The sequence below is a fragment of the Bacteroides caecigallinarum genome, assembly GCF_016901995.1.
GTDB classification, from domain to species: Bacteria; Bacteroidota; Bacteroidia; order Bacteroidales; family Bacteroidaceae; genus Phocaeicola; species Phocaeicola cellulolyticus.
On the sequence record NZ_JACJLE010000159.1, the window covers coordinates 1 to 430 of the forward strand.

General features: G+C 49.3%; 1 rRNA gene. It reads left to right on the plus strand.

Going from position 1 to position 430, the window contains the following annotated elements:
- A 16S ribosomal RNA gene (locus tag H6A61_RS15440) occupies positions 1-430 on the plus strand; the annotation flags it as partial.

Consider the following 430-nt stretch of genomic DNA (forward strand, 5'->3'; position numbering starts at 1 on the left):
GCAGTGGGGAATATTGCACAATGGGGGAAACCCTGATGCAGCAACGCCGCGTGAGTGAAGAAGGTTTTCGGATTGTAAAGCTCTGTTAGCAGGGAAGAGGAAGGACGGTACCTGCAGAGGAAGCCACGGCTAACTACGTGCCAGCAGCCGCGGTAATACGTAGGTGGCAAGCGTTGTTCGGAATAACTGGGCGTAAAGGATGCGTAGGCGGTTGAGTAAGTTATGTGTTAAATATATAGGCTTAACCTGTAGAAAGCACATAAAACTGTTTAACTAGAGTGCAGGAGAGGTAAGTGGAATTCCTAGTGTAGCGGTGAAATGCGTAGAGATTAGGAAGAACACCAGTGGCGAAGGCGACTTACTGGACTGTAACTGACGCTGAGGCATGAGAGCATGGGGAGCAAACAGGATTAGATACCCGTGTAGTCAC